Raw genomic sequence first — 26,144 nt, 5'->3', positions numbered from 1 at the left:
AATGATGTCACTCGGCGGCGACGATCTTGCCGTCTTCCCATTTGAACAAGGAAAAACTCTGCGAGGTGAGGTCGCCCGTCTTGCCATAGGTGAGCTTGCCGATGGCGGTGGCGATCGGTTCGCCGGACTTGAGGGCAGCGGCCACCGCTTCCGTATCCTCGGCGCTCTTTGCCTTTTCGATGCCGGCCTTGATCACTTCGACGGCGGCATAGGCGTTCAGCGTGAAGGCTTCGGCGGGGATCTTGCGGGCGGCGAGCGCTTCGGCGGCAGCCTTGGAATCCGGGCTCTTGGTCGCGTTGGAGGCGTTGGTGAACACCGTGCCGGCCGCGGCCTTGGTGCCGATGTTCCAGAACTCGCTGTTCGACAGGCCGTCACCGCCGACGATCGTCGCCTTGACGCCGAGATCGGCGAGCTGGCGGGCGAGCAGGCCGCCTTCCGGATGGTAACCGCCGAAATAGATCACATCGACATTCTGCGATTTCAGGCGGGTCGTCAGCGCGCTGAAATCCTTGTCGCCCGGAGTGACCGCGTCGTCGAGCACTTCCTTGACGCCGCCGGCGTTCAGCGCTGCCTTGAAGGCGTCGGCGAGGCCTTTACCATAGGCGCCCTTGTCGTTGATGATCGCGACCTTCTTGTCCTTGAAGGTCTTCAGGACGTAGTTGGCGGCGACCACGGCCTGCTGGTCGTCGCGGCCGCAGGTGCGGAACACGTTGGTGAGGCCGCGCGTGGTGAGAGCCGGTGTGGTCGCGGTCGGGGTGACCATCAGCACGCCGTTTTCGGCAAGCGCATCGGAAGCCGGCATGGCGACGCCTGACGTCACGGGGCCGACCACGAAGCGGATGCCTTCGCCGACCAGCTGGTTGGCGGCCGAAACCCCCTGTTTAGGTTCTGCGGCGTCGTCGGCCGCCTTCAGGACGACCTTTTCGCCGAGAATGCCGCCCTTCTTGTTGATTTCCGCAACGGCGGTCTCGGCGCCGTTCTTGACCTGATCGCCATAGGCCGCGACGGGGCCGGTGAGCGGGGCGATCAGGCCGATGACGATCTCGGCCTGGGCAAGCGGAGCGAAAGTCAGGGAGGCGAGTGCTGTTGCCCCCAGAAGCATCTTGAGGTTCATCTTGGTCTCCTTGGATGGGGGCTTCAACCCCGCGGTGAACGCCGCACCCCTACCTTCCGTCTTCGATATCGCGCCGGGCGCGGTCGTGCCAAGGACGGAAAGCGATGCGGTCGATACCGTGCCGAGCCATTTTTGGCTTTCGGCGGTCGGCAGCCAATTCTGTATGAATTTCGCCGGGATTCCGCAAGAAGATAACAAAACGGGATGGATTTTTGTGATTTTCACCAAGGAATGCGCGAAAATTCCGGATCTCGCCCAGATTCAGCGACGTTTGCGAAACTAGGCCTTGCGCTCCAGAGCGCCGAGGAAGGTACGGACCTGACGGTTGAAAGCCTGGAATTCCTTCGGCGGCATGCCGGACCGTTCGATCAACGTTTCGCCGAGGCATGTGCTCTTCGCGATCAGGATGCGGCCGGCGCCGGTCAACCAGACATGCACCTGGCGCTCGTCGGTCTTGCTGCGGCGGCGCTCCAGCAGTCCGGCCTGTTCGAGCCGCTTTACGGGCGGGGTGATGGTGCTCGATTCCAGGCCCAGCCTTTCCGCGATCGTGCCGATCGTCGAGCCATCCTGTTCGCCGAGCACGCTCATGACGAGGTATTGCGGATAGGTGATGCCCATATCGTCGAGCATTGGCTTATAGACGCGATTGATGGCGATATGGGCCGAATAGAGCGAGAAGCAGAGCTGCTCGTGGAGCGGCGGAAGAGGGGAGGCGGGCATGCTTGCTCCGGTGCTGTTCCAGGTTCTTCGCGACGTATAGCATAATTTTGATATCGCGATAAATATTTTTGTAGACAGGATCGGAGAATGCCGCTACCCATCTGTTTATCGCGATAACAAATATCGAGGTATGGAGATCGCGATAATCCGAAGGGTGCGGTTCAAAGGAACGACACGCAACGGTACTATGAATGTCTGGTCGGCCATTTTTTTCCGCCGCGCCCGCCATTCATGTCGCAGTCATTGAAAAATCAGTTTCGAAAGGACACGAGAACCATGACCAGCAATTTCATCACCACCAAGGACGGCACGCAGATATTCTACAAGGACTGGGGTTCGAAGGACGCCCAGCCGGTTGTTTTCCATCACGGCTGGCCGCTCTCGGCCGACGATTGGGACGCCCAGATGCTGTTTTTCCTGCACCAGGGTTTTCGCGTCGTCGCCCATGACCGACGCGGCCATGGCCGTTCGAGCCAGACCGAGACCGGCAATGAAATGGACACTTATGCTGCCGATGTCGCCGAGCTTGCGGCCCATCTCGACCTGAAAAATGCCATCCACGTCGGCCATTCGACCGGCGGCGGCGAGGTCGCACGCTACGTCGCGCAATATGGCGGCGGTGGCCGGGTGGCAAAGGCGGTGCTGATGGGCGCCGTGCCGCCGATCATGCTGAAGACGGAAAATAATCCGGGCGGCCTGCCTCTCGAAGTCTTCGACGGTTTTCGCGCAGCGCTTGCTGCCAATCGTGCTCAGTTCTTCCGTGACGTACCAGCCGGCCCGTTCTACGGCTTCAATCGGGAAGGCGCGACCGTTTCGGAAGGGGTCATCGCCAATTGGTGGCGGCAGGGCATGATGGGCGGCACCAAGGCCCATTATGATTGCATCAAGGCTTTTTCGGAAACCGACTTCACCGAAGACCTGAAGGCGATCGACGTGCCGGTTCTCGTCATGCATGGCGACGACGATCAGATCGTCCCGATCGCCGACTCGGCCCTGCTTGCGGCCAAGCTTCTCAAGAACGGTACGCTGAAGGTCTATGAAGGTTTTCCGCACGGCATGGCGACCACGCATGCGGACGTGATCAATGCGGATCTTCTGGCTTTCTTCAAGGGCTGAGGTTTTAGGGGTAGTGCTCAAACGTGAAAAGAGGCGACCGTTAAAGCCGCCTTTTTGAAAGGCCGTTCGCTCGGCGATGCCCCTCATCCGGCTACCGCCACCTTCTCCCCGTTCTGACGGGGAGAAGGGATATGCCGCACCGGTCTGCCCCAATCGCAGCGGCCTAAAACGGGCACGTCCCCTCGCCCCGCGCGCGGGGAGAGGGTTAGGGTGAGGGGCAGATTCCGTCCTCTTCGACCTCGCCTCAGATATTGCTCGTCAAGATCTCGCGCAGCTTCCCGAATATCTCGTCGATATGGTGCTTTTCGACGATCAGCGGCGGGGACATGGCGATGGTGTCGCCGGTGGTGCGGATCAGCAGGCCGTTTTCGTAGGCCTTCAGGAAGGCGGTGAAGGCGCGTTTGGTGGGTTCGCCGGCGATCGGATCGAGTTCGATCGCGCCGATCAGGCCGAGGTTTCTGATGTCGATGACATTCGGCAGGTCTTTGAGCGAATGCAGGCCCGCTTCCCAATAGGGGGCGATGTCGCGGGCGCGGTCGAAAAGGCCTTCTTCCTTGTAGGTTTCGAGCGTCGCGAGAGCGGCAGCCGAGGCGATCGGGTTGCCGGAATAGGTATAGCCGTGCATGAACTCGATCATGTGCTCCGGGCCGGTCATGAACGCGTCGTGGATCTCGGAGGTGACGAAGACGGCACCCATCGGGATCACGCCGTTGGTGAGGCCCTTGGCGGTGGTGATGATGTCCGGCTTGACGTCGAAATACTGGGCCGCGAACGGCGCGCCGAGGCGGCCGAAACCGGTGATGACTTCGTCGAAGATCAGAAGGATGCCGTGCTTGGTGCAGATCTCGCGCAGCTTCTGCAGATAACCCTTCGGCGGGATCAGCACGCCGGTGGAGCCGGCGACAGGCTCGACGATGACGGCGGCGACGGTCGAGGCGTCATGTAGCGTGACGATGCGCTCCAGCTCAGTCGCAAGGTCGCCGCCATGTTCCGGCTCACCCTTGGTGAAGGCGTTCTTGCCCGGCAGGTGGGTGTGCGGCATGTGGTCGACGCCGGTCAGAAGCGTGCCGAACATCTTTCGGTTGGAGACGATGCCGCCGACCGAGATGCCGCCGAAATTGACGCCGTGATAACCGCGCTCGCGGCCGATCAGGCGGAAGCGCGAGCCGTTGCCCTTCACGCGGTGGTAGGCGAGCGCCACCTTCAGCGCCGTCTCGACCGATTCCGAGCCGGAATTGGTGTAGAGAACGTGGTTCATGCCTTCTGGCGCGATATCGACCAGACGATTGGCGAGTTCGAAAGCCTTGGGGTGGCCCAGCTGGAAGGCGGGCGCATAATCCAGCTCGCCGGCCTGTTCGCGGATCGCCTCGGTGATCTTCGGGCGGCAGTGGCCGGCATTGACGCACCAGAGGCCGGCGGTGGCATCGAGCACCTGGCGGCCGTCATGGGTCGTGTAATGCATATCCTTGGCAGCGACGAAAAGGCGGGGTTCCTGCTTGAACTGGCGGTTTGCCGTAAACGGCATCCAGAACGCCCGCAGGTCGTTGGGCGTGGTATTCAGGCGGTTGGACATGACATTCTCCATGGCCATTCGGTTTCTTCGGGTGGCCATTTCCCGGTCGGCGTCATTGCACCAAGTTTTGACTGCATGGTCAAATTATCAGGGGGATCGGAGGCGTCAACCGCCTTTGGGCAAAGGGCCGCTGCGAATTCCTGCGTTGAAGCGAAATCGATTCGGGCTGGCGTTGCTGGGTGGGGCGATCGGTACGGATTTCGATAAAGGCTCAAGATTTCAACGCGATTTCCACCGGTCGTGAAATTTGATTGCGTCTCTCTGGTCTTTTGGAGAAAGCTGCCAATATCGCGTGAAACTTCTATTCCGAGACCCTCATTGGCCGATCCCGATCCGAACGAACAAATCCATCTTGAGCGGCTGGAAGCGCTCGATGCCTATAATATCATGGACACCGAGCCGGAGCCGGAGTTCGACGATATCGTGCTTGTCGCTTCCACGCTCTGCGGCACGCCCGTGGCGCTCGTCAGCCTGGTCGAGAAAGACCGGCAGTGGTTCAAGGCGCGCATCGGTTTCGAGGCGTGCGAGACGCCGATCGGGCAGTCGGTCTGCGCCCATGCGCTCGGCAGTTCCGACGTGCTCGTCATCCCAGACCTGCAGCTCGATCAGCGCACCCGCACGAATACGCTCGTCACCGGGGAGCCGCATATCCGCTTCTACGCCGGCGCACCGCTGATCACGCCAGACGAGGTGATAATCGGCACGCTCTGCGTCATCGATGTCGAGCCGCGGCCGCAGGGCCTGGAGGAGGGGCAGAAGGCGGCGCTGCAGGCTCTTGCCCGGCAGGTTATCGCGCTCCTCGAAATGCGGCGCATCTCGCAGCGCAAGGACGACCTGTTCCGGCGTCAGAAGTCGATCAGCGCCAATATTCGCTCCAGCGTCAACGCGAGCCTGGCGGCGCAGGAGGCTGGAAGGGTCGGGACATTCGAAATTGACATCGGGACCTCAATGATGCGGGTGTCGCGGGAGTTCTGCCGCATTTTTCACCTGCCTATCGCCGATACCTATCCTACCCGAGTGGTCGAGGAGATGGTCCTGCCGCAGGACAAGGATCTGCAGTCCAACGATGCGACCAGACGGAAGGGGAGTGCCCCGCTCGACGTCGAATATCGCATTCGCGTGCCGGGCTATGGCGTGCGCTGGATCGCCCGCAATGCCAGCTTTCGCCATGATGAGAGAGGCCGCCCGATCAATATGATCGGCACCGTCAGGGATGTGACCGCCGCCAAGCGGGAGGCTGCCCGCGTGCAGGCCCTGCTCGATCTCGGCGATCGGCTGCGCGACCTCAGCGACATGGAATCGATGGCGATCGCCGCGGGCGACCTGATGGCCAGGGCACTCGACGCGACGCGCGCCGGTTTTGGCATCGTCAACGCGGCGGACGAGACGGTGTCGGTGCCGCCCGAATGGTGCGCGCCGGGCGTGAAGAGCCTTGCGGGACTGCACCATTTCCGAGATTACGGGTCGTTCGTCGACGACCTGAAGCGCGGAGAAACCGTTGTCGTCGCCGACGTCGCTACCGATCCGCGCACCCGCGACCACGCCGAAAGGCTTCTGTCGCTTGGCATCCGCGTGCTCGTCAACGTGCCGATCTTCGAGCTCGGGCGCTTCAAGCTCGTCGCCTTCATCCATCACGACCAGCCTTATCCATGGATCGACGAGGAGATTTCCTTCGTCCGCAGCTTCGGCAATCGCATCCAGATCGCGATGTCGCGGGTTCAGGCCGAGTTGGAGCAGCAGATGCTCAGCAGGGAAATGAGCCATCGGCTGAAGAACACCCTGTCGATGGTGCAGGCGATCGCGACACAGACGCTCCGGCCGGTGACCGAGCGCGACCATGTGGAGGCTTTCGAAAAGCGGCTGCATGCGCTGAGCACCGCCCATGACATCCTGTTCGAGCAGAACTGGACGAGCGCCTCGGTCTATGCCGTCGTCGACCGGACGATGAACGGGATCGGCATGCGGGACCGGATCGACGCGCAGGGTCCGAACGTTCGGTTCGGGCCAAAGGGCTCGCTTTCGCTTTCCCTGCTGCTGCACGAATTGACGACCAATGCGGTGAAATACGGCGCGCTCTCCAACGATACGGGGAGGGTTGCAATCGACTGGCGCATCGAAGGCACGGGAGACAGCGCGATCTTCTATCTCTCCTGGCGGGAAACCGGCGGGCCGCCCCCACGCCAGCCGGAGCGCAAAGGTTTCGGCTCAAAACTTATTCGCATGGGATTGATCGGAACCGGCGGTGTTCTTGTTAGTTATGATCATCCGGGGTTCAGCGCTGAGATGACAGCTGTGCTCCTTCAGCTAGCACAGGCAGACTGACCGGATGGGACGATCCGCACCGCCAAAAAAACAGGCTGTCCTCGTCGTCGAGGACGAGCCCATCCTGCGCATGATGGCAATCGACCTCGTGGAGGATGCAGGATTCGAGGCGGTCGAGGCAGCCGACGCCGATGAGGCGGTGACGATCCTGGAAACGCGCACGGATATCCGGATCGTTTTTACCGATATCGACATGCCTGGCAGCATGAACGGCATGAAGCTGGCGGCTGCCGTGCGCGACCGCTGGCCACCGATCGAGATCATCATCGTTTCGGGACAGGTCCGCTTGAGCGAGGAAGACTTGCCCGATCGCAGCGTGTTCTTTTCCAAACCCTATGATTGGCAGAAGGTGACCGCGACGCTGCGTCGCATGGCCTCGCATTAGGCGCGGTCGCACGAATCCGGAGCGTCATATCCGGTCGGCAGGCGGTCATGGAAATGCCCCATCCCCGGCGTCACGCCGGAGGCTGGGGCAGGTCAGCGTGACCTCATGTCAGCGCTGTCATTCCTACGCGGCTGCGGATTTCTTCTGCACCGGAGCACAGTAGATTTCTTCCAGCGTTTCAAGGACCTTGAGAACCGACTCGGACGAGCTGGAGTAATAAATGGTCTGCGCATCGCGGCGGGTCTTCACCAGCTTCTGAGCCCGCAGTTTGGAGAGGTGCTGAGACAGCGCAGATTGGCTGAGGCCAACTTGCGACGCGAGCGCACCCACGGCGACTTCGCCCTTCACCAAGCAGCAAAGGATCATCAACCGTTTCGGGTTGGCCATGGCCGACAGCAGGCCTGCGGCCGCGTTGGAATGCTCAGATAGTGCCATCGTATCCATACGTTTTAAATTCCCCTCGTATTCCAAAGCGGCCCCCGGCTTCAAAATCCGGCCCATCGTCCTATGGGTGAAAATTAGCAAGGAGCAAAAGGGATTGTATATCCCTAAATTTCAGGTAACCAGTTATCGTATTTTAGTGATCTCAAAAACATAATCAAGAACGGCTTCGGGAGTCTTTGCAAGAACTTCGAATTCGTGCCTGAGTTGAAAATCCCCCGCAATAAGGTCGATTCCCGCTCGATCGACGCCTCCGAAGCGCCAGAGTTTCCCGTTTTCCGTGCCGATATGGGCAGCAAATTTCTGAGCCTGCTCGGTCATATTTTTTACATTTTCCTGGAGGTCCAGCCACTCCGCCGTGATTCCCGGCTCGGGAATCACAAGGTCAGATCCTGTCAGCATGTATGCACGGCCGAATCCTCCATTCAGGGATGCTGCCTGTGGAGTGATTCGGAAAAAGCGAAAATCACCGAAATCTGCATACAATGCAGCCTTGGGATGACGATCCAGAAAACGCCGGCGTATGCGTGCATGTTCGGGCGTGTCGCGGGCGACGCCCTCGGCGAGACATTGAACGGTGATCCGCGGATGGGCGAGCGGATCGCCCTTGCCGGGCTCGCCGGCCAAAAGCGAGCAGCGCGGGTCGGCGATGAGGCCTTTCGTATGGCCGGAGAGGCCGGACACGAGAATGACCGGCACGCCGTCGACGTCGGTGCCAGTGAGGGCCCGGCTGGCGAAGGGAAAACCGGTTTCCGGATCGAGGACCGCCAGCGCCATGTGACGCGCTCCACGGACCAACGTGCGGGCAAGCCGGCGGGCCTCGTCGTCGGTGTCACGCAGCACCTGCGGCCTGTCGGTCTTCCCGGTCTGCTGTTCGTCCGCCAACGCTTCCCTCTCCTTGTTCAGTTGCCGGGAAAGCGACCCGGCTCAGCCGTCGGCATACCATTCGGCGGCACTAAACGAAAGGTGATTTTGCGGCTCAGCTTATCAGCTGTCGCGTCGGCGATGACGGGTCAGGCCGGCAATCACGTCATCGGACGAAATGGTGCCGACGATCACGCCGTTGTCGACCACCCCGATGGCGCCCGGCTGACGCGACAGCGCATCGAGGATATCGACGAGCGGCGTTGTCGATAGCGCGGTGCCAGCGACAGTCGTGGTGCCCGCCGTGGTGCTTACGCCGGCCCGCATCACGTCGCCGGCGGTCAGCATGCTGATCGGGTTGAGGTGCTGCACGAAATCGGCGACATACTGGTCGGCCGGCGCCCGGACGATCTCCTGCGGCGTGCCGCATTGGATGATGTGCCCGCCCTCCATGATGGCGATGCGATTGCCGATCCGGAAGGCTTCGTCGAGATCGTGGCTGACGAAGAGGATAGTCTTCTTCAGCCGGCGCTGGAATTCGAGAAGCTCGTCCTGCAGGCGGGTGCGGATTAGCGGATCGAGCGCTGAGAAGGGCTCGTCCATGAGCAGGATCGGCGCACCGGTCGCAAAGGCGCGAGCAAGGCCGACGCGCTGCTGCATGCCGCCGGACAGTTCGCCGACTTTGCGGCCGGCCCATTTCGTCAGGTTGACCAGTTCAAGCTGCTCGTTGACCCGCTTGGCACGCTCGGCATCCGCAACGCCGGCAAGTTCCAGCCCAAAGCCGACATTTTCCGCGACCGTGCGCCAGGGGAGAAGGCCGAACTGCTGGAAGACCATCGAGACCGTGTGCATGCGCAGATCCCGCAGAACCTTGGGGTTCGACTTGTAGGGATCGACCGGGCCCGAGGATGTGGCGACGCTGACATTGCCGCGCACGACCGGGGCCAGCCCGTTGACAGCGCGCAGCAGCGTCGACTTGCCCGAGCCGGACAGGCCCATCAGGACGAGGATTTCGCCCTCGTGGATGGTGAGCGACGCATTGGCGACGCCCAGGACGATGCCGGTCGCGGCACTGATCTCGTCGCGGGTCTTGCCCTGGTCGACCATCGCCAGCGCCCGTTCCGGCTTGTCGCCGAAGACGATGTCGACATTGTCGAAAACGACGCAATCGGTTTTCTGGGTTGTCATTGGCCGTCTCCCGTCGATGTGCGGAACATGCGGTCGAGAATGATCGCCAGGATGACGATGCACAGGCCTGAATCGAAGCCGCGGGCGACGTTGACGGTATTCAGTGCCCGCAGCACCGGCACGCCGAGGCCGTTGGCGCCGACCAGCGCGGCGATGACGACCATGGAGAGCGACAGCATGATCGTCTGAGTGAGGCCGGCCATGATCTGCGGCATCGCGTAGGGCAGTTCCACCTTGCGCAGGATCTGCGACGGAGTGGCGCCGAAGGCGACCGCCGCTTCCCGAAGCGAGCTCGGGGTCGAGACGATACCGAGGCGGGTGAGGCGGATAGGCGCCGGGATCGCGAAGATGACGGTGGCGATCAGGCCCGGAACCATACCGAGGCCAAAGAGGATCAGCGCCGGGATCAGGTAGACGAAGCTCGGCAGCGTCTGCATCAGGTCGAGGACCGGCCGCATGGCTTCGTAGAACCATTGGCGCCGGGCAGCGGCAATGCCGAGCGGCACGCCGACCACCATGCTGACGGCGGTCGATGCGAGCACCAGAGCCAGCGTTTCGGTCGTCTCTTTCCAGTAGCCCTGGTTGAAGATCAGGAGCAGGCCGAAGAAGGTGAAGGCTGCGAGCACGAGGGAACGGCGCAGCCACCAGGAAAGCCCGGTCATGGCGGCCATGACGAACAGCGGATGCGGTGTCGCAAGACACCACAAAAGCCCGTCGATCACGGCCAGGAGAACGGAAGAAAGCCAGTCGAAAAACCAGTCGGCATTCGCCGTCAACCAGTCAACGACCGCCTTCGCCCAGGAACCTATAGGTATTCGATGGTCTGCGATCCAATCCACGAGAAAACTGCCGTCCATAAGGAGAGAAAGGGCGGGCTCCGGGGCAGGCGGTGCGCCGCCCCGGAAACATTTTCGGGACTGTTAGAGGCCGAGCGCCTTCTTGACAGCGGCAAGGCCATCCTTGCCGTCATAGGTGGTGACGCCGGCAACCCACGGCTCGATGACCTTCGGATTGGCTTTCAGCCAAGTCTTGGCCGCGGCGTTGGCATCCTCGCTGTCGTTGAGGATCTTGCCCATGATGGTGTTTTCCATGTCGAGCGAGAACTTCACGTTCTTGAGCAGCTTGCCGAGATTCGGGCATTGGGCGACAAAACCGCCGCGCGCCACGGTATAGACCGTCGCGCCGCCGTAGTTCGGACCGAAGACGGTGGCGTCACCGCCGGCGAGATAGGTGATCTCATGGGCGACGTTCATCGGATGCGGCGCCCAGGCGAGGAAGACGACCGGCTTGCTGTCCTTGTCGGCGCGGGTGACCTGGGTCAGCATGCCCTGCTCGGAGGATTCGACGACTTGGAAACCCTTGAGGCCGAATGTGTTGGCATCGATCAGCGAAACGATCATGCCGTTGCCTTCGTTGCCCGGCTCGATGCCGTAGATCTTGCCGTCCAGTTCTTTCTTGTGGGTGGCGATATCCTTGAAGTCCTTGATGCCGAGCTTGGCGCCGGCGGCATTGGTGCCAAGCGTGTACTTGGCGCCTTCAAGATTGACGGCGACGCTCTCGATCGACTTGTCGTCGAGATAAGGCTGCAGCGCGTCCTTCTGCGCCGGCATCCAGTTGCCGAGGAAGAGGTCAATATCCTTGTTCTTCATCGAAGAATAGGTGACCGGGACGCCGAGGGTCTTGACGTCGGCCTTGTAGCCGAGCGCCTCGAGGACCTGGATGAAGGATGCGTTGGTCGAGGCGAGGTCGGTCCAGCCCACATCCGAGATTCGGACGGTCTTGCAGGCTTCCGGTTCGGCGGCAGATGCCGTGCCGACGATCGCGAGGATCGATGCGGCAGCGACGAGCGTGGTCTTCAGTGAGGTAGTCATGCGCATGGGCTGCTCCCGTTTTTTTGGTTCCCGCCATTATCAATATATGCTGCGACGAGGCAAGCGCGCGCATTCGCGGCGGACAATGGGGTGCATTTGCGACATTTGTGACTTTCTCGCCCAGCGTTGCGCAGTCTACAGTTTCCTGTGGTTTTCGGCAAAACCCGCTTTTTTCGAATCCCGATCGCGATCAGAAGGCAGATATGGCCAAGCTTTATTTCCACTACGCGACCATGAACGCCGGCAAGTCGACCATGCTGCTGCAGGCTTCCTATAACTACCGAGAGCGCGGCATGCGCACGGCGATCTTCACGGCGTCGCTGGACGATCGCGCCGGCCGGGGCCGAGTGGCCTCGCGGATCGGGCTCTCCTCCGACGCCATTCCCTTCGAGCCGTCCGACGATCTCTTTATGGGCATCGAGGCGATGCACCGGGAGGAGCCGATCGCCTGCGTGTTCGTCGACGAGGCGCAGTTCCTGTCGCCCGAGCAGGTCTGGCAGCTCGCCCGGATTTCCGACCGGGTCGGCATCCCGGTGATGACCTATGGCTTGAGGACCGATTTCCAGGGCAAGCTGTTTCCCGGCTCGCTGGAGCTGCTGGCGATCGCCGACGAGCTGCGCGAGGTGCGCACCATCTGCCATTGCGGGCGCAAGGCGACGATGGTGGTGAGGCTCGACGAGGACGGCAAGCTGGTGCGCGAAGGTGCCCAGGTCGATGTCGGCGGCAGCGAAAAATATGTTTCGCTCTGCCGGCGGCATTGGGAAGATCAGATGCATTGCGATTGATGCTCGGAATTTAAACCTCCGTTCACCGTACGCAACGGAAGACGGCGGCGGCGCGGCAAAATTGATGCTGGTCAAAGTCTGCGGCCGGAAACATATTTATGTATCACATCCGAAACGTCCCGGCCTGACGGGGCGGTGGTTCCCAGCAGGAGTTCCCCGCATGCGCAAGACCACCAAAACCTTTACCCTTGCCACCAGCCTCGCCCTGTTCGCTCTGCCGGCCTTCAGCGCCGAAATCGAGGTGAAGATGCTCAACAAGGGCAGCGACGGCGAGGCCATGGTGTTCGAGCCGGCGGCCGTGAAGGCGCAGCCGGGCGATACGATCAAGTTCGTGCCGGTCGACAAGGGGCATGACGTAGTTTCGATGCCCGGCCTGGTGCCGGAAGGGGTTGCCGAAATCAAAGGCAAGATCAGCCAGGAAGTTTCTTTCACCGCCGACAAGCCGGGCGTCTACGTCTTCAAATGCACGCCGCATTTCGGCATGGGCATGGTCGCGGTGATCGTCGTCGGCGACGCGCCGGCCAATCTCGACGCGGTGAAGGCTGCCAAGATGCCGAAAAAGGCAAAAGATCGCCTCGATGCGGAGATCGCCAAGCTCAAGCTCTGATCTTTTCAGGACTTTTGCCATCCTCCGATTTTCCGGCAATCGAGCCGGGACGGCGTGGCATAATTCTGCAGCGGCGTTATCTTGGTCCTCCGACGGTGGGAGAATGCGCGTGGCGGCACCTGGGAATTTCGACAGCGAGATCGAGCGGATCGGCAACGTGCTGGCTGCAATGCGCGATGCGCTCGGCCCGACTGGTGAGCTGCTTGCCGAAACCGCGCAGAATCTCGCACTGCCGGATGAGGAGACGCTGGCGGCGGAAGCCGAGCGGCTGACGGCGGAGCGGCCCGAGCGGCAGGCGATCGAGTTGGCAACGGCCCGACTGGTCGCAGATTTGGCAGCAGAGATCGGCATCTGCGCCCAGGAATTCGACGATCGGGAGGTGCCGACGCGCTTCGAAACGCTGATAGGCTACGTTTCCGGGGCTGCCAAACACCGCCGGCAGCGGGCGCGCTGGCGCAGCCCGGCGCCGCTCAACCGGCTGGCTGAGCTCCTGCGGCGCGCCGACCTGCTTGCCGGTCTGGTGCGGCAGGAGCGGGACTTCCTGATTGGACAACGCAGGGAGAGCGAAAGCGACCTGGTGACGTTCATCGACCACCGCCCGGAGATCACCGAAAAGCTGCGCGGCGAGGACGGTGTTGCGAAGACAGGCACGGACCTGGTCGGCCGCACGGAGCCGGCGATCCAGGTCTTTCAGGACTTTGTCGCAGGATTGAACGCGCGGATGGGCACCTGCAACATCCTCCTGCACAAGCTGATCGGCGATACGGAAAACCTGCTCATCCTCTACCGGGTGGTTGCCGATGCCGGGGGGCGCGGCGATGCCGGCCTGAAGCCCGAACTTTTCCCGCATCTGGTGCCCGAGGTCGAGCGTTTCGCAAACGGCATGCTGACATTGCACGGGCTCGACCGGCGGCGGCATCGCGCCGACCAGGCCTTTGCCGAGCGATTTCCCGCCGAGGCCACCGGGGAGGTGGCAAAATCCGGCGGCGGGCAAGGCGGCTTTCGACTGCCGACGATTGCCGGCTTCAAGCTTGTCCGGTCCCGGTAGGGCTCTCGAGAGGCCGGCTACGCATTCGTTTCTTGCGGTTGCGACGAAACGCTGCGCCCCGTTGTGCTTGTGAGCCCGAGCACATATGTGTGAGCCAAGCCCAATCGGATGCACCCCGCCTCACGAGGAGACAGCGATGCTCGACCGGATTACCGCCTTCTTTCAAGGAATCGGCCAGGCCGTCGGGCGAGGCATAGGGCTGTTGATCGCCTGGATCGTCTGGCCGTTCATGGCAGCGCATGGGTGGTACCGCCAGCGTCACTGGATGGTGAAGGGGCCGATCCTCGCCTTCCTGGTGCTGATGATCGGGCTCTACGGCTATTTCTTCTGGCAGACGCAGGTCTGGACCAATTTCAACCCAAATTTCGTCGACAGCTACCGCTGGTCGGAGCGCAACGTGCCGGCCGGCCAGGAATTGCCCGCAACGGCCCCCGCAAGCGCCAATGCGACCGCTCCGGCGACCGGCGCGAAACAATGCCAGTCGTCGGCGATCGTCGATGCGGCCGCCGATCTCACCGACATGAACGTCAACCAGAATGCCTGGATCTCTTCGATGCTGCTCTACCGGCTCGGGTTCTTCGGCATCGACTGGGATCACACGCCTTTCCTCGACAACAAGGCCTCCTTCCAGCGCGGCGTCAACCAGGCGGTGCGGCGCACCTCGACGGAACTCGTCGATTCGCTTGGGCGCGTCCGCGGCACGTCGGGCATCAACAACAACCTCCAGGACGCCCGTGGCAACCTGCAGTTCGATGAATTTTCCTGGTATTTCGGGCTCAGCCCCTTTGGGCCGAAGACCCCGACCCCAAGCTATTATCGCGCGGCGATCAGCAAGCTGAGGGCGTTCAATACCGATCTGACCTCCTGCAACGCGACCTTCGACAGCCGCGTCGACAACCTGATCCAGTTCATCGACCGGATCGCCAACGATCTCGGCGGCACGTCGGCGATTCTGCGGGAGCGCTCGGAGAACTACAATGCCGGCTGGTTCGATACACGCGCCGACGATCGCTTCTGGTTCGCCTACGGCCAGCTCTACGGCTATTATGCGGTGCTTGCAGCGGCAGGAGCGGATTTTTCCCAGGTGATCCGCGAGCGCAATATCGGGTCGCTGTGGACCGATACACTGTCGCAGTTCAAGTCGGCGCTGCGCATCCAGCCGGCGATCATCTCCAACGGCCGCGAAGACGGCTGGATCATGCCGAGCCATCTGGCGGTGATGGGTTTCTACACTCTCAGGGTTCGCTCGAACCTGGTGGAATTGCGCTCGGTGCTCGACCGGTAAGCCGGCCGGTGCCGGTTGGGTTTTTAGGGAGTCAGGTTTTCGGGAGACTTGGTTCGTCGAGAAAGAACGTCACGCCTGGACGCTCGGCAAAGAACTCGTAGGTCATGCCGACGACCTCGCCGCTCGTGCCCGGCTTGTCGCGGAATTTGCCGACGCTGCGGACATATTTGTAGTCCTCCGCATCGGCTCGGATACGATAGATATTGTGGTAGGTCAGGCGCTCGCCGCTGGCGCGCTCGAAGGTTTCCATCAGTTGCGGCATGTCGTCGGGATGGATGCGCGCGGTGAGGGCAACCAAGTTCAAAGGACCGTTCTTCGGCTCCAGTCCGAAGATACGGCAGACGTCTTCGGTCGCGAAGAAGTGGCCGGTATCCAGGTCGATTCGCCAATAACCATAGAAACGGAAGGCCGAGGCAAGTTCAACCACCTCGTCTGTCGTAAGTCCCACTTCCCGGTATTGAGTATTGACGCGTTTTTCGGTGTGTTCGACCCAAAACGTCAATCTTTTTCTCCCATAGGCCGGGAGATAACGCCCCAACCTCACACTATGAGTCTCAATCTCAGAGCCTTAGCTACCAACTGGGTGCGGTTGACGCAATCCAGTTTCTTTATGGCATTGGTCATATATGCGTTAACGGTGTGGTCCGAGAGGGAAAGAATCCGCCCGATTTCGGAGGATGTCTTGCCCTGCGCCGTCCAGCGGACCACCTCCAGTTCGCGGGTGGTGAGGGGGCCGGCGGTACCGGTCCTGGCGCTGCGGCGGATCTTGTCGAAGACATCGAACGCATGCAGCACGATCATGCCGATCTCGTTGAGCTCCACCTGGCTCAGCCGATGCCGGACGCCGTCGAAACGTAGCATGAAGCGGCCGCCATCGATCGAATGCACCGCCATCGCGACGCTGGTGATGATGTCGTAGCGGCGCTGCAATTCGTCCATCTCGACAGGCACCGGGAAACCGCGCACGCTTTCCGGATCGTCGATCGACCAACAGTAGGGAAGGGCGGATTTCGAGATGATCGGCGCGACCGGACAAAGCTTCAAGAGCCGGCGTCGATCGAATTCCTGGACATAGCTTACGGGCAGCGTCGTCTCGACGATCATCCGCGACAAAAGCGTCTCATCCGCTCTGGTGGCGGCGAAAAGCGTGATGTGGCGAAACCCGAACTCGTGGGCAACGCGCTTCATCGCAGCAAATATTTCCAATCGCGAATCCGCGGCGGAAATCTCGCTGTTCAGAATCGATTGCCGTTCCAAAGTGATCATGCGGGCGAGCAGACAGGTGATTTATGTGATCGTTAACAAATATACAAATCGGTTTGAATAGCCAGCGAAATTTCCTGCGCTGCAGCAGAAACCGGCGCGGTTTCCGATATAGGCTCACTTTATTTCCATGAATTCATGGAGTTACGGGGTCAAGATTTATACGGGGATATATCCGGTCCCTTTAATTTCCTCCATGACTGCATAAGTGTGGGTCTCCCTGACCCCCGGAAGCGGGAGAATCACCTCCGAGAGGAACTGCCGGTAGGCTTCCATTCCGGCGACCCGCGCCTTCACCAGATAATCGAAGCCGCCTGCCACCATGTGGCATTCCATCACGTCGTCGCTGCGCTTCACCGCGGCGGCGAAAGCGTCGAAAACGTCGGGCGTGGTGCGGTCTAGCTTGACCTGCACGAAGACGAGCAGATTGCGTCCGAGCTTTTCCGGCGACAGCAAAGCGCTATAACCGGTGATGTATCCTTCGCGGGTCAGCCGCTTGACCCGTTCGGCGGTCGCCGTGGGTGAAAGCGACACGCGATCGGCTAGTTCGAGATTGCTCAGGCGCCCTTCTTTCTGGAGCGCGCGGAGGATTTTTCGGTCGAGACGGTCGATGTCTTTCATATCTCGCTACATTTTGCTGAAATTGCCGCGATATGTCTCGTTAATGCCATAAAAATCCGCCGAAATCACCACGAAATTCCAGCTATGGGGAGAATGCAACGGAGATGCATATGAGCCAGATTCTGACCGAGCCCTTCATTCCCTTCAATGCGCCCTATGCCGGCGACGACGACCGGCTGATCCGGCAGTTCGCCGCCCGCACCAGCTTCACCTCGGCGCAGGACGCGGCGATCGATCAGCGGACGCGGCGGATGATCAATGCCATCCGCGACGGAGCCGGAAAGGTCGGCGGCGTCGAGGACTTTTTGCGCGAATACGGGCTTTCGACGCGGGAAGGGCTGGCGCTGATGGTGCTTGCCGAGGCGCTGCTCCGCGTGCCCGATGCGTTGACCCAGGACCGGCTGATCGAGGACAAGCTGCGCGAAGGTGGCTGGAGCACCCATGAGGCCTCCGGCGAAAGCTGGTTCGTGTCGGCATCCGCCTGGGCGCTTGCCGTTTCGGCGCGCGTCATCGGCCCAGGCGAGACGCCGGAGGGAATTTTGCGCGGCCTCGTCAAGCGCGTCGGCCTGCCGACCGTGCGCACCGCCACCAAGCAGGCGATGCGTTTCCTCGGCCACCATTTCGTGCTCGGCGAGACGATGAAGGACGCGCTGGTGCGCGCCGCCAAGAGCGAGGAGAAAGGCTACCGCCATTCCTTCGACATGCTGGGCGAGGGCGCCCGCACCGCCGAAGACGCCAAGCGTTATTTCCGCTCCTATGCAGACGCGATCCAGTCGATTGGCGCGCATATGAAAAAGCACGGCAAGGGTAGGCAACTTCCCGACCGGATGGGAATTTCCGTCAAGCTTTCGGCGCTGCATCCGCGCTACCTCGCCACCCACCATGACCGGGTGATGGCCGAGCTAGTTCCGGATCTCCTCGACCTTGCCCGGATGGCGAAGGAACATCAGCTCAATTTCACCGTCGATGCGGAAGAGGCCGACCGGCTGGAACTGTCGCTCGACGTGATCGCCGCTACCTTCTCCGACCCGTCGCTTTCCGGCTGGGACGGGTTTGGCCTGGCGATCCAGGCCTATCAGAAGCGGGCACCCCAGGTGATCGACTATATCGACCAGCTCTGCACCACCCATGGCCGGCGGATGATGGTGCGGCTGGTCAAGGGCGCCTATTGGGACACCGAGGTGAAGCGGGCGCAGGAGCGGGGGATCGAGGACTATCCGGTCTGGACCCGCAAGCCGGCGACCGACCTTGCCTATCTCGCCTGCGCCCAGCAGCTTCTCGCCAAGCGGGCGCGGATCTTTCCGCAATTTGCAACCCATAACGCGCTGACCGTCTCGACCATTCTGGAACTTGCCGGCCCCGACCGCACCGGCTTCGAATTCCAGCGGCTGCATGGTATGGGCGAGGCGCTCTACGACGACCTGCTCGAAAGCAACGACCGGATCGCCTGCCGCATCTATGCGCCGGTCGGCGGTTATCGCGACCTGCTTGCCTACCTCGTGCGCCGGCTTCTCGAAAACGGTGCCAACTCGTCCTTCGTGGCGGTTGCCGGCGACAAACAGGTGCCGGTCGAAAAGCTGCTCGAACGACCGGCCGCGCGGCTCGGTCTCGATGACGGCATCAGCGCGCGGCACAAACAGATCCCGCTGCCCTCCGACATCTACGGCCGCCGCAAGAACAGCGCCGGTTTCGAATTCGGCCACCGGGTCGAGCTCGAAAGGCTGATGGCCAGCGTTTCCAAGCCGTGGGGCGAGGTGAAGGCCGGGCCGCTGATAGCAGGCGTCACCTCCAGGGCGGAGGAAAAGCCGGTTCGGTCTCCCTCAGATCGCTCGAAGATCGTCGGCACCGTGCGCGATGCGACGCCGGCCGATGTGGACGCAGCCTTCACGGCTGCGGCCAAGGCATTCCGGGCCTGGGCGCGCCAGCCGGTGGAAATCCGCGCCGCCTGCCTGGAGCGGGCCGCCGGGCTGATGGAGGAAAACCGCGACCGGCTGCTGGCACTTCTCGCCGCCGAGGCCGGCAAGACGCTGGACGACGGGATTGCCGAAATCCGTGAGGCGGTGGATTTCTGCCGCTACTACGCCGATAAGGGCCGCGAGCTGTTCGCCATGCCGAGCCTGATGCCGGGGCCGACCGGCGAGGACAACCGCCATTTCTGGCGCGGCCGCGGCGTGTTCGGCTGTATCTCGCCGTGGAATTTCCCGCTGGCGATTTTCCTCGGGCAGATCTCGGCAGCGCTGGTGGCCGGCAATACGGTCGTCGCCAAGCCCGCTCCGCAAACGCCGCTGATCGCCTACGAGGCGATCAAGTTGTTCCATCAGGCAGGCGTTCCGGCCGAGGTACTGGCGCTGGTGCCGGGCGGCCCGGATGTCGGCTCGGCGATCACCGCGCATAGCAAGCTCGCTGGCATCGCCTTCACCGGTTCCACGAAGACGGCGCATGCGATCAACCGGGCGCTGGCCGCCAAGGATGGGCCGATCGTGCCCTTTATCGCCGAGACTGGCGGCATCAACGCGATGATCGTCGATGCGACGGCACTTTCGGAACAGGTGGCGGACGACGTGGTCGTTTCCGCCTTCCGCTCCGCCGGCCAGCGCTGCTCGGCGCTGCGCATCCTCTTCCTGCAGGAGGATATCGCCGACGGCATGCTGAAGATGATCGAGGGGGCGGCGGCCGAGCTCAATCTCGCCGACCCAGCGAAACAGAATACCGATGTCGGACCGATCATCGACGAGAACCAGACAAAGATGCTGACCGATCATGTCGCGGACATGCGGGCCAAAAAACAGAAGATACGTTATGCCGGAGGCGCGCCGGCGACCGGCAATTTCTTCGCCCCTCACATCATCGAACTCGACAGTGCCGCTGTGCTGACCAAGGAAGTGTTCGGCCCGGTCCTGCACGTGGTGCGCTGGAAGGCAAAGGAGTTCGACAAGGTGCTTTCGGCGATCGATGCCACTGGCTACGGCCTGACGCTCGGCATCCACAGCCGCATCGAGGCGACGATCCGCAAGGTGACGGAGGCGCTCGACACCGGCAACGTCTATGTCAACCGCAACATGATCGGCGCCGTGGTCGGCACCCAGCCCTTTGGCGGCTCCGGCCTTTCCGGCACGGGCTTCAAGGCGGGCGGGCCTGCCTATCTGATGCGGTTTGCCGAAGAGCAGGTGATCTCCGTCAACACCGCTGCCGCTGGAGGGAATGCGAGCCTGATCGCGATCGGGGAAGGGTGAGACGCGACGGCTTAGCCGTCAAAACGCTCCAGTGAAGCGTTTTGAGCGTCGAACGCGCCGAGCCCAAGCGAGGCGCCAGGGGGCGGTTTTGGAGCCAGATGCGGCAGACCATCTCTAGCCCCCGAAGATGGCGCGATTGTCCAGAACCAAAAGGCTCGGAGCGATCCGGGCCTTTTTTGCATTCGGTCCTGTTGTATTTTTGCCATGGAACCGGGCTCGCGTAAATATGATCATTAGAGTCATGTTTTAATAATTGACAATAATACTCATGTTTTCTAATGGCATGAATAAGGCATCTTCTGCCTCCCGCCACATTCTTGCCAGAATTGAAAAAGGGCCGCCGCCTTCCGGTGCGTTCGCGCGCGCCGACGGTTTCGTGTGCCCTGTTTGAAAGGACAGTCATGGTCACCCGGCGCCTGCGATCCACCCTCACCACCTGCACCGCGCTCGCGGTGTTTTCCCTCGCCCACGGTGCGGCCGCCCAGCAGGCCGCACCGCCACAGGCGGACACGACGCTGAAGCCGATCGTGCTCAAGGGGAAACGGGTGAAGGCGGGGAATTTGGCCGCGGCCACGCCGCTTGCGAGCACGACGACGGCGGAGGAGATCAGGAAGAAAGATATCGGCAACCTGCAAGATCTCGGCAGAACGACCGAGCCCGGCGTGGACTATGTCGACACCAAGCCCGGCCAGCGCGGCGGCCTGTTCATCCGCGGCCTCGGCGGCGCTCGCGTCGTCACGCTCGTCGACAACATTCCGATCCAGTATTTCGAGAACTTCGCCCGTGAAGGCCAGGCGACGACCGGCCTCAGCAGCACCAATTCCACCTTCGACTTCTCCTCGCTTTCTACTGTCGACGTGGTCCGTGGCGCGGATTCGAGCCGCGTTGGCTCCGGCGCCCTCGGCGGCGCGCTGGTCCTGCGCACGCTGGAGCCCGAAGACTTGATCGGCGACGACAAGGATTGGGGCGGTGTCGCGAAGGCAAATGCCGACAGCGAAGACAAGAGCGTCGGGGGCTCTGTGGCGGTTGCCAAGAACATCGGCAATACCTCGATCCTCTTCCAGGGTTCCTACAAGCATGGACAAGAACGTGACAACCGCGGCGTCAGGGATATAGACGGATCCACCCGGACGGTTCCCAATCCCTCCGACACGGATCAGAGCAACCTGATGGTCAAGATCCGCCACGACATCGAGGGCGGCCACCGCATCGGCATCACCGCGGAAAGGTTCCTGTCGAAAAGCGAGACCGACTTGAGGACGCTGTGGGGCGGCACCACACCCACCTCCTACTTGACGGGCGAATATAGCGGGGACGAAAACAGAGAGCGCGACCGCGTATCCCTCGACTACGAATACGAGGCGCCGGAAGCCGGTTCTCCAGTCAGTCGCGCCAATTTTTCGCTCTATTGGCAGCGCCTTGCGCAGGAATCCGGTTCGGGCAGCCTCCGGAACAACGGTACCACTTATATCCGCAACGACAGCATGCAGAACAATGCCTATGGTATCACTGGCGGACTGGAATCCGATTTCGCCACCGACGGCATCGGCCATACCGTTCGCTTCGGTGGCAGTGCTTCGCTACAGTATTTCAACGAGTATCTTTTTGCCAACACGGCCGGTTCGACCGCGGCATCTGAATCCGACATGCCGGATATCACAGGCAAGTCGCTCGGCATCTATCTCGAAGACCAGATGGCTTTCGGCAACAGCGGCTTCACGCTGACGCCAGGTATCCGGTTCGATGCCTACAGCTACGACCCGGATGCGTCTCTGGCGGGCAATACCGGCTACGGTCCGCTTGGCATTCCGACCGCCAACGATGGCTCGCGGTTCTCCCCGAAGCTGCTCGCAACATACGATCTGACGCCGGAAGTGCAGCTGTTTGCGCAGTGGTCCATGGCGTATCGCGCCCCGACCATGAACGAACTGTATCTGATGTTCCCGAACATCGCGACGGCAGGCTATGCGGTGGTGGGCAATCCCACCCTGAAAGCGGAAACCAGCAATGGCTTCGAAATCGGCGCGACTTACACGGATGCCGACCTTACTGGAAAGCTTACGTTATTCCACAACAGATACAAAAACTTCATCGACCAGGTCACCGAAACCACGACACTGTGGGCAAGCCCGTTCCCTCCTTTTGGGCCAGGATCGATCTTCACCTATCGTAACCGCGCCAGTGTCGAGATTTCCGGCGTAGAGGCCAAGATTCGCAAAGAATTTGCCAATGGCTTCTTCACGCATGCCTCGCTGGCTTACGCTTTCGGCAGAGATACCGATACAAATGAGTACATCCGGACTGTCGCGCCGTTCAAGGCGATCCTCGGTATTGGTTACAATCAGGAATCATGGGGCACTGAGCTGACCGGAATCTTCTCTAGCGGTATGCGTCCTGACGGACAGAGCAGCACATTCGAGGCGCCCGGCTACGGGATCGCCAACCTGACGGGCTGGTGGGAGCCAGAACAGGCCAAGGGGCTTCGGGTTCAGGCTGGCGTCTACAACATCTTCGACACGCGATACTATAACGCGGTTGGTGTGCGCGGCATCAATCCCAACACCACCAGCGGCACCAACCAGCCGGTTGCCTTCTATTCCGAACCTGGCCGGTCGTTCAAACTCTCTCTGACTCAGCGGTTCTGAACCAATCCAACGGCGGGGGCGCCTGGGGAGGGTGGTGCGAGAAATCGCGCCGCCCTTTTCTTTGTCCGGGAGAAGTTGTGGCTGGCCGCCCCGCCGCTATTCACACATTGCCTTTCCCCCGCTAATCATAACCAAACGGGCATATTTGGGTTCGTCCAATGAACGGGGAGCGAAGCTATGGCAGAGGTCAGATCCGACATCGAAATCGCCCGTGCCGCGAAAAAGAAGCCGATCGCGGAGATCGGCGCGAAGCTGGGGATTCCCGTCGAGGCGCTTGCTCCCTATGGCCACGACAAGGCGAAGGTTGGGGCGGAGTTCATCGCGTCGCTTTCGGGAAAGAAGGACGGGAAGCTCATCCTCGTGACCGCCATCAACCCGACGCCGGCGGGTGAGGGGAAGACAACCACTACCGTGGGCCTCGGCGACGGGCTGAACCGGATCGGAAAGAGGGCCGTCATCTGCGTGCGCGAGCCGTCGCTTGGCCCCTGTTTCGGGGTCAAGGGCGGGGCGGCCGGCGGCGGGTATGCGCAGGTCATTCCGATGGAAGACATCAACCTGCATTTCACCGGCGATTTCCACGCCATCACGTCCGCCCATAACCTGCTGTCGACGATGATCGACAACCATATCTACTGGGGCAATGCCGAGAACATCGATACGCGGCGGATCAGCTGGCGGCGGGTGATGGACATGAACGACCGGGCGTTGCGCCAGACGGTCGTCTCGCTCGGCGGCGTCGCCAACGGCTTTCCGCGCGAGAGCGGTTTCGACATCACCGTCGCCTCGGAGGTGATGGCGATCCTGTGCCTGGCGGCCGACCTCAAGGACCTCGAAAGGCGGCTCGGCGACATCGTCATTGGTTACCGGTTCGACCGCTCGCCGGTGTTTGCCCGCGACCTCAAGGCCGACAAGGCGATGACGGTGCTGCTGAAGGACGCGATGCAGCCGAACCTGGTGCAGACGCTGGAAAACAATCCGGCCTTCGTGCATGGCGGGCCGTTTGCCAATATCGCCCATGGCTGCAATTCGGTGATCGCCACGCGCACGGCGCTGAAGCTCGGCGACTATGTGGTGACGGAAGCAGGTTTCGGGGCCGATCTCGGTGCCGAAAAGTTCTTCGACATCAAGTGCCGCAAGGCGGGGCTGAAGCCGGATGCGGCCGTCATCGTCGCCACGGTGCGGGCATTGAAGATGAACGGCGGGGTGAAAAAAGAGGGTCTGGGCCGGGAGAATGTCGAGGCGCTGAAGCGCGGCGCGGCCAATCTCGGCCGCCACATCGCCAATGTGCGGAAATTCGGCGTGCCGGTCGTCGTCGCCATCAACCATTTCACTTCGGATACGGAGGATGAGATCGCCGCCGTCAAGGATTACGTGGCGCGGCACGGCGCAGATGCCATCCTCTGCCGGCACTGGGCTGAGGGTTCCGCGGGCATCGAGGAGCTTGCCAACAAGGTGGTCGAGCTTGCCGAGGGCGGCCAGGCAAAATTCCAGCCGCTCTATCCCGATCACCTGCCGCTCCTCGAAAAGATCGAGATCATCGCCTCGAAGATCTATCACGCCGGTGAAGTCACCACCGACCGGGGCGTGCGCGACCAGCTGAAGGCCTGGGAGGAGCAGGGTTATGGCGACCTGCCGATCTGCATCGCCAAGACGCAGTATTCCTTCTCGACCGACCCCGCCCTGCGCGGCGCGCCGGAGGGGCATGTGGTGCATGTGCGCGAGGTGCGGCTCTCGGCCGGCGCCGGTTTTGTCGTCGCGATCACCGGCGAAATCATGACCATGCCCGGACTGCCGCGCGTGCCGTCTGCGGAACGCATCTTTCTGAACGAGGATGGGTTCGTGGAGGGGCTCTTCTGAGGGCTTGAGCGCCCGAGCCGCCTTGTGTTAAAGCTCTTCCGTCGAAAAAGGCAGGGCCGGATATGGTAAGCACGGCCCCTTCCGCAAGGAAGCTCTGATCCTTCGGTCCACCGTTGAGAACCCGCGACGAGAAACGGCACATCCCGTGCCGCTCTCGGCGGATTCTCGTGGCTTTTTTCACGTCGCGTACCGCCGGGGTAACCTTGCGAGAAAACGATGCGTATGAACCATATCGATATCCACGTGGCCGACGTTGCGGCAACCACTGCCTTCCTCGTCCGGCATTTCGGCCTGACTCTGCGTGAGACGCGCGGTGGGAATGGCCTTGCCATCCTTACCGACGATGCCGGGCTCGAAATCGTCATCAGCCGGCCGGTCGAAAAATTCGGCGGGGCCGAGCAGCAGGCGCTCGGGGTCGTCACCTATCATCTCGGTTTCATCCAGCGGGAGCGAGCCGAAGTCGATAGGCTCTACCGGGAACTCAAGGAGGGCGATGCCGAACTGGTGGGGGAGCCGCGAGAGATGCGCGGCGGGTACCTCTTCTACTGCCTAGCGCCCGGCCGGGTGTTGGTCGAGGTGGGGTGGCGAGAATGAAGGTATTGCCTGCCCGGACTGTCCGGGCGGGCTTTCCATTGCGAAGAGTTTTATGCGCGCAGTTGGGATGAGGTGGTTGCCAGCTTCAGAAGCGCTATGAACAGATGAGTGCCGCGCTCGAATTCCGGCCCGACGCCATGTGCGTGCTTGATCCCGTCCATCGCGGCGGCGATCAGGGCCGCCAGAGCTGCGGGCTGGTTTCCCACAGCGGTCAGGTCAATTTCTCGATTCTTGTCCGCTTCGGCCAATGCTTTCGTCAGCAAGTCCAGCAGCGTCGTTCGTGCGTCAGCCGTGATGTCCTGAGCCAGTTCCATATTGGCCGCAAACAGTTCTTCAGCATTGTCGCTCCCGCCGAACGGAGCGATCAATCCATCCTGAAAGGCGAGTATGGCGGTCGAAATGCGGTCGAAAATGGTTCCTGACCGACCAAGCGTTTTCGCGACGTCATTCATGGTCTGGGAATGGGCACGTATCGACCCGGCGCGGAATAGCTCTTCCTTGCTGTTGAAGCAGAGATAGAGCGAGGCGCGCGATATTCCTGCCGCACGGGCAATATCGGCCATCGTCGTCTTTCGAAAACCGAAACGGATGAACACGGGAAGTGCGGCATCC

At 61.6% G+C, this 26,144-nt stretch carries 24 protein-coding genes; 12 read left to right on the top strand and 12 right to left on the bottom strand.

Annotation, left to right across the window (positions count from 1 at the left end; translation table 11 throughout):
• Positions 1–7 precede the first annotated feature (7 nt).
• Positions 8–1,114: a branched-chain amino acid ABC transporter substrate-binding protein gene (locus RG540_RS12835; protein WP_038588457.1), complete on the bottom strand. Its 1,107-nt coding sequence runs from the start codon at positions 1,112–1,114 to the stop codon at positions 8–10.
• A 1-nt stretch (position 1,115) separates the two neighbouring features.
• On the opposite strand from RG540_RS12835, the gene RG540_RS12830 reads away from it, so the two are divergent.
• Positions 1,116–1,397, top strand: coding sequence for a hypothetical protein (locus tag RG540_RS12830; protein ID WP_038588455.1), 282 nt, complete (start codon positions 1,116–1,118; stop codon positions 1,395–1,397).
• Here RG540_RS12830 and RG540_RS12825 read toward each other — a convergent pair.
• Complete coding sequence (locus RG540_RS12825) at positions 1,394–1,834, bottom strand: MarR family winged helix-turn-helix transcriptional regulator (protein ID WP_038588454.1); 441 nt, start codon at positions 1,832–1,834, stop codon at positions 1,394–1,396. The two genes, RG540_RS12830 and RG540_RS12825, sit on opposite strands and share 4 nt — an antisense overlap.
• A 276-nt stretch (positions 1,835–2,110) precedes the next feature.
• On the opposite strand from RG540_RS12825, the gene RG540_RS12820 reads away from it, so the two are divergent.
• Positions 2,111–2,950 (top strand): alpha/beta fold hydrolase, encoded by an 840-nt coding sequence (locus RG540_RS12820; RefSeq protein WP_038588452.1) that lies wholly within the window; start codon positions 2,111–2,113, stop codon positions 2,948–2,950.
• A gap of 244 nt (positions 2,951–3,194) precedes the next feature.
• Here RG540_RS12820 and RG540_RS12815 read toward each other — a convergent pair whose 3' ends face one another.
• Positions 3,195–4,523, bottom strand: coding sequence for an aspartate aminotransferase family protein (locus RG540_RS12815; protein ID WP_038593704.1), 1,329 nt, complete (start codon positions 4,521–4,523; stop codon positions 3,195–3,197).
• A gap of 318 nt (positions 4,524–4,841) precedes the next feature.
• Between RG540_RS12815 and RG540_RS12810 the strand changes: the two genes are divergently transcribed.
• Both RG540_RS12810 and RG540_RS12805 read left to right on the top strand, forming a co-directional pair.
• Positions 4,842–6,845: a GAF domain-containing protein gene (locus tag RG540_RS12810; protein ID WP_051909379.1), complete on the top strand. Its 2,004-nt coding sequence runs from the start codon at positions 4,842–4,844 to the stop codon at positions 6,843–6,845.
• A 4-nt stretch (positions 6,846–6,849) separates the two neighbouring features.
• Positions 6,850–7,230 carry a response regulator gene (locus RG540_RS12805; protein ID WP_038588450.1) on the top strand — a complete coding sequence of 127 codons (381 nt, stop codon included), beginning with the start codon at positions 6,850–6,852 and terminating at the stop codon, positions 7,228–7,230.
• 123 nt (positions 7,231–7,353) lie between these two features.
• On the opposite strand, the gene RG540_RS12800 is transcribed toward RG540_RS12805, so the two are convergent.
• The 5 genes from RG540_RS12800 to choX all read right to left on the bottom strand — a co-directional run bounded on the left by RG540_RS12800 (position 7,354) and on the right by choX (position 11,600).
• Positions 7,354–7,674 carry an ArsR/SmtB family transcription factor gene (locus RG540_RS12800; protein WP_038544336.1) on the bottom strand — a complete coding sequence of 107 codons (321 nt, stop codon included), beginning with the start codon at positions 7,672–7,674 and terminating at the stop codon, positions 7,354–7,356.
• Positions 7,675–7,797: 123 nt separating this feature from the next.
• Positions 7,798–8,556: a HugZ family pyridoxamine 5'-phosphate oxidase gene (locus tag RG540_RS12795; protein WP_038588448.1), complete on the bottom strand. Its 759-nt coding sequence runs from the start codon at positions 8,554–8,556 to the stop codon at positions 7,798–7,800.
• A gap of 102 nt (positions 8,557–8,658) precedes the next feature.
• A complete protein-coding gene (gene choV, locus RG540_RS12790; protein WP_038588445.1) occupies positions 8,659–9,723 on the bottom strand; it encodes a choline ABC transporter ATP-binding protein in 1,065 nt (354 codons plus the stop codon).
• Positions 9,720–10,562 (bottom strand): choline ABC transporter permease subunit, encoded by an 843-nt coding sequence (gene choW / locus RG540_RS12785; RefSeq protein ID WP_038549479.1) that lies wholly within the window; start codon positions 10,560–10,562, stop codon positions 9,720–9,722. The genes choV and choW overlap by 4 nt, the downstream gene beginning before the upstream one ends.
• An 81-nt stretch (positions 10,563–10,643) precedes the next feature.
• Positions 10,644–11,600, bottom strand: coding sequence for a choline ABC transporter substrate-binding protein (gene choX, locus RG540_RS12780; RefSeq protein WP_038588442.1), 957 nt, complete (start codon positions 11,598–11,600; stop codon positions 10,644–10,646).
• A 197-nt stretch (positions 11,601–11,797) separates the two neighbouring features.
• Here choX and RG540_RS12775 point away from each other — a divergent pair, with 197 nt between their 5' ends.
• From RG540_RS12775 to RG540_RS12760, 4 genes are all read left to right on the top strand, one after another.
• Positions 11,798–12,379 carry a thymidine kinase gene (locus tag RG540_RS12775; protein ID WP_038544328.1) on the top strand — a complete coding sequence of 194 codons (582 nt, stop codon included), beginning with the start codon at positions 11,798–11,800 and terminating at the stop codon, positions 12,377–12,379.
• A 160-nt stretch (positions 12,380–12,539) separates the two neighbouring features.
• Positions 12,540–12,986 carry a pseudoazurin gene (locus tag RG540_RS12770; protein WP_038544326.1) on the top strand — a complete coding sequence of 149 codons (447 nt, stop codon included), beginning with the start codon at positions 12,540–12,542 and terminating at the stop codon, positions 12,984–12,986.
• 109 nt (positions 12,987–13,095) lie between these two features.
• On the top strand, positions 13,096–14,034 hold the full coding sequence (locus RG540_RS12765; protein WP_038588439.1) for a hypothetical protein: 939 nt from the start codon (positions 13,096–13,098) through the stop codon (positions 14,032–14,034).
• Between the two features lie 136 nt (positions 14,035–14,170).
• Positions 14,171–15,319, top strand: a complete 1,149-nt coding sequence (locus tag RG540_RS12760) for a DUF2333 family protein (RefSeq protein ID WP_038588437.1) — start codon at positions 14,171–14,173, stop codon at positions 15,317–15,319.
• Between the two features lie 31 nt (positions 15,320–15,350).
• Here the strand turns inward: RG540_RS12760 and RG540_RS12755 are convergent, their stop codons facing one another.
• The 3 genes from RG540_RS12755 to RG540_RS12745 all read right to left on the bottom strand — a co-directional run bounded on the left by RG540_RS12755 (position 15,351) and on the right by RG540_RS12745 (position 17,203).
• Positions 15,351–15,821, bottom strand: a complete 471-nt coding sequence (locus RG540_RS12755; RefSeq protein ID WP_038588434.1) for a PAS domain-containing protein — start codon at positions 15,819–15,821, stop codon at positions 15,351–15,353.
• Positions 15,822–15,859: 38 nt separating this feature from the next.
• Positions 15,860–16,525 carry a helix-turn-helix transcriptional regulator gene (locus RG540_RS12750; protein WP_244446557.1) on the bottom strand — a complete coding sequence of 222 codons (666 nt, stop codon included), beginning with the start codon at positions 16,523–16,525 and terminating at the stop codon, positions 15,860–15,862.
• Between the two features lie 216 nt (positions 16,526–16,741).
• Complete coding sequence (locus RG540_RS12745) at positions 16,742–17,203, bottom strand: Lrp/AsnC ligand binding domain-containing protein (protein WP_038544317.1); 462 nt, start codon at positions 17,201–17,203, stop codon at positions 16,742–16,744.
• Between the two features lie 110 nt (positions 17,204–17,313).
• On the opposite strand from RG540_RS12745, the gene putA reads away from it, so the two are divergent.
• The 4 genes from putA to RG540_RS12725 all read left to right on the top strand — a co-directional run bounded on the left by putA (position 17,314) and on the right by RG540_RS12725 (position 25,532).
• Positions 17,314–20,436, top strand: coding sequence for a bifunctional proline dehydrogenase/L-glutamate gamma-semialdehyde dehydrogenase PutA (gene putA / locus RG540_RS12740; protein WP_038593698.1), 3,123 nt, complete (start codon positions 17,314–17,316; stop codon positions 20,434–20,436).
• 401 nt (positions 20,437–20,837) lie between these two features.
• On the top strand, positions 20,838–23,081 hold the full coding sequence (locus RG540_RS12735) for a TonB-dependent hemoglobin/transferrin/lactoferrin family receptor (RefSeq protein ID WP_038588429.1): 2,244 nt from the start codon (positions 20,838–20,840) through the stop codon (positions 23,079–23,081).
• Positions 23,082–23,258: 177 nt separating this feature from the next.
• The gene (locus tag RG540_RS12730) at positions 23,259–24,938 is read left to right on the top strand and encodes a formate--tetrahydrofolate ligase (RefSeq protein WP_038588427.1); all 1,680 of its coding nucleotides are present in this window, start codon (positions 23,259–23,261) and stop codon (positions 24,936–24,938) included.
• A gap of 216 nt (positions 24,939–25,154) precedes the next feature.
• Entirely contained in the window at positions 25,155–25,532 is a 378-nt protein-coding gene (locus RG540_RS12725; protein ID WP_038588424.1) for a VOC family protein, read from the top strand.
• Between the two features lie 50 nt (positions 25,533–25,582).
• Here the strand turns inward: RG540_RS12725 and RG540_RS12720 are convergent, their stop codons facing one another.
• Positions 25,583–26,095 carry a TetR/AcrR family transcriptional regulator gene (locus RG540_RS12720; RefSeq protein ID WP_244446556.1) on the bottom strand — a complete coding sequence of 171 codons (513 nt, stop codon included), beginning with the start codon at positions 26,093–26,095 and terminating at the stop codon, positions 25,583–25,585.
• Positions 26,096–26,144 lie beyond the last annotated feature (49 nt).

This window comes from Neorhizobium galegae bv. orientalis str. HAMBI 540 (genome assembly GCF_000731315.1).
GTDB classification, from domain to species: Bacteria; Pseudomonadota; Alphaproteobacteria; order Rhizobiales; family Rhizobiaceae; genus Neorhizobium; species Neorhizobium galegae.
The sequence above is the reverse complement of the archived record's forward strand: the minus strand, read 5'-3'. Positions and strand labels throughout refer to the sequence as shown.